The 2,951-nt window shown below is 44.2% G+C and carries 4 protein-coding genes; all 4 read right to left on the bottom strand.

The annotated features are described in order from the left end of the window. Positions 1–35 precede the first annotated feature (35 nt). The gene (locus L977_RS14105) at positions 36–824 is read right to left on the bottom strand and encodes an LPD29 domain-containing protein (RefSeq protein WP_052192636.1); all 789 of its coding nucleotides are present in this window, start codon (positions 822–824) and stop codon (positions 36–38) included. A gap of 149 nt (positions 825–973) precedes the next feature. Next, positions 974–2,053: a DUF3560 domain-containing protein gene (locus tag L977_RS14100; RefSeq protein ID WP_052192635.1), complete on the bottom strand. Its 1,080-nt coding sequence runs from the start codon at positions 2,051–2,053 to the stop codon at positions 974–976. Between the two features lie 58 nt (positions 2,054–2,111). After that, a complete protein-coding gene (locus tag L977_RS14095) occupies positions 2,112–2,420 on the bottom strand; it encodes a hypothetical protein (RefSeq protein WP_032679824.1) in 309 nt (102 codons plus the stop codon). 142 nt (positions 2,421–2,562) lie between these two features. Then, entirely contained in the window at positions 2,563–2,898 is a 336-nt protein-coding gene (locus L977_RS14090) for a hypothetical protein (protein ID WP_047626016.1), read from the bottom strand. Positions 2,899–2,951 lie beyond the last annotated feature (53 nt).

Genomic DNA, 2,951 nt, shown 5'->3' with positions numbered 1-2,951 from the left:
ACTAAAAAGCGCCCTTATGGGCGCTGTATAGCGGCTTATTTTTTTGTTTTATCAATTTTCTCGATAGCGTCGGAAACCGCGCCCTGATAGCCTCTGTGCGAATATTCGCGGCCAACATATAACAGAGCACCACGCTTATATGCCTCTACAGTAACTTCTTCCGGGAAATCATCGCCATCTTCTTTGCGCAAGATCTCTATGGCTTCAGCGATAAGCGAATCACTTCTTTTTCGTGATGTGCTGATGTAGTCCACGCCGCCAAAGGCATCATTAAACGGGTTGTTATGATAGTTATAACAATCTGTCATTCCATCAAAACTGCCGTGTTTAAAACGAGAAATCACGGCATTAACCTTATCTTCCGGAGCGGCATCTTCCCACGACACATAGACGCTTCCGTAGTGAGGCATACGGACAGAGAATTTTACGCCAGGGAAATGCTTTTTAAGCAGGATACGAATGTTTTTAACAGCTGTTTTTGCCGAACCGCAGGTATTGTTCACTTTCACCAGTAAGGCATTATCCGGATCTGCGTTGATACGTTCTTTGGCAGTATCACGCGCGGCTTGCTGTTCGCGTTCTTCAGCCTCACGCTGGTTGATTGCCCCCTGCACCTCACGACGGCGATCACGAAGTTCATCAAGAGAGAGTTGGCGGGAAGACAAGCCATAATAGCCCAGGGACGTAGCCAGCAGATTTGTACGCGTCAGGGAATTTAGCCCTAAAATGGTGTATGAAAGTGTGCCGTCTTCCAGATTGACCGCGCTTACTACATACTCAGAACCTGCGGAAGTAATACACTGCCCTATTGATAATGTCTTCATATTTTGCTCCTGGCCGACCGGCCTTTATTGGGAAAGCAACGCGCTTTCCATGTAATACATATTACAGATTTTAGTGACTTATTTCAATATGCACATTAACTTATTTTCGTGTTCCGCAATAAAAAAGGCGGGTTTCCCCGCCTTTATTGTTACTGATTCAATTCAATAAGAACCAATTTAAGCCGCTCAGCTTCAGCAAGCGCGTTAGCAGTGATTTTCCTAACCCACGCCCCCCGGCTTGGACTCCACTTAAAAGCTCTGGCTTTTAACGCTGCGCGAATTGCATCTTCTGGCTTGCCATCGAAAATAAACATAATACGGTTTTCATCATTGTCGATTTTCATCACAAACCCCTCATGCTCTTCTTCAACTTCTTCAGCGTCTTTTCTGACTGCTTGCAGATCCATAATACGGGTCTTAAGCCGTTTAATCTGCGCATTATTATTTTGCAATGAATAGGAGGCAAAACCGATACGCCCGCCAAAATCCCCTTTTAACAGCGTGCGTGCATTATCCTCCGTTTGCCCGAGAGCTAACAGGGCGGCTAACTGCTTTTCTTCCGTCTTATTTCTACGGATTGCCGCATTACAGGCTTTCATGGTTTCTTGCGCCTTAATCCGCCCCTGTAGCTGTTCCAGAAGTTTACGAACGGCATCCGGATCATCACCAGATATTCCCCCGCGACCAACGCCCTCGGCCTTACTGTCATAATGGCTGGCCTTGCCAGCGCACTCAACAAACGCATGACGATAGAGATTATCCATTTTTTCAAGCGTCCGACGGTGGCGGCGTTCGCTATGATGTCCAATGAGAATAGGCTGATCCGGTGGATTTGGAGCCATATCATGAGCGCGTTTTAATGTTGCGCTGCCCTCGGCTCTGGCGCGTTCAGCTCGATCTGCATAGCGTTCACGGCGCTGTTCCTGGCGTTCTTCGTGCGGATTGACATAATCTGCACCGCGTTTTTGTTCTTCCAGCCAGGCAAGACGCAGCTGCTCGGTAACGTCAACCAGTTCAAGGGAGAGTTTACCAACGGAAGGATACGCCGCGCCGTCCTGCGTCAATTCACCCTTTTCATTCAGCTCAAACGGGATTGCACTCTCACCATACATCACTTTACGCCCTTCAAGATGGCGTATTAACTGCCCCTTATCCGTCATAAGTTGGCTTGCCGGGAATGCTAACCATGTAGAAAGAGGATTTGAAGAAAGAGCATTAATAGTAGTCATTTTTTTCTCCTGGCCGACCGGCCTTTGTTGCCCCGATTAATACGGGGCATAGGTTGGTTTATTGTTTAATTACTTTTTTATCTTTAACTAACTGACGAAATTCATCTTCATGAATCATTTCGCCATGCTTCAGCGATGAATATACATTTCCAACAATCCAAAAACCTTCTTCTTTATTGTCAGTATACCAGTGAGCATCTTTGAGAATTAAAACCGGTTCACAATCGTTTTCTTTTTCGTAAATCCAGATTGTATCAATATCTTTACCGGTGTTATTCTGACCTTTAACACTAGGATCAAATTCAGAATTTAGTTGAGCATCGAAATATTTGTTAAGGAATCGAATGAATTTTACTGTACGTTCCATTTTTATCACCTGGCCGACCGGCCTTTATTGGAGAGCACCGCGCTTTCCATGTAATACATATTACAGATTATAGTGATTGAATGCAATGCTTTCATTCATTTATTCGTAAAAAAACCCGGTAAACCGGGTTATTTTTTATCCATCAGCCGTATGTCGTAAATCGCATTTTCTTTTTCGCATCCTTATCATATTTATACGCGTTCTCGCAGCAATCAACCTGAATACATGGTTCAGAAGCATGATCTTTAACTTGTCTCTTATAAATATCATTTCCTATGAATGCATCAAAAATGGGGATTAAATAACTGTTAGCGTTAATATATATAACTTCACTATCAATAGGACGGATACAGACTGTTTTTTTGCCATGAGTGCTAATCACCTGGTAAAATCCGACGTTCGTTTGCTCATAACCCCACGAGGAAGCAAAAACATCACCAACTGAAACAGTGCCATTACGAAACTCTAATTTTTTCATTTTAATTTCCTGGCCGACCGGCCTTTATCGGAAAGCACCGCGCTTTCCATGTA

Origin of the sequence: Enterobacter sp. ZOR0014, from assembly GCF_000798855.1 — a bacterium.
GTDB classification, from domain to species: Bacteria; Pseudomonadota; Gammaproteobacteria; order Enterobacterales; family Enterobacteriaceae; genus Enterobacter; species Enterobacter kobei.
The sequence above is the reverse complement of the archived record's forward strand: the minus strand, read 5'-3'. Positions and strand labels throughout refer to the sequence as shown.

Bases quoted from the DNA above. Each gene is read 5' to 3' on its own strand.
- L977_RS14100 (WP_052192635.1), bottom strand. From the start codon at position 2,053: ATGACTACTATTAATGCTCTTTCTTCAAATCCTCTTTCTACATGGTTA.
- L977_RS14095 (WP_032679824.1), bottom strand. From the start codon at position 2,420: ATGGAACGTACAGTAAAATTCATTCGATTCCTTAACAAATATTTCGAT.
- L977_RS14090 (WP_047626016.1), bottom strand. From the start codon at position 2,898: ATGAAAAAATTAGAGTTTCGTAATGGCACTGTTTCAGTTGGTGATGTT.
- L977_RS14105 (WP_052192636.1), bottom strand. From the start codon at position 824: ATGAAGACATTATCAATAGGGCAGTGTATTACTTCCGCAGGTTCTGAG.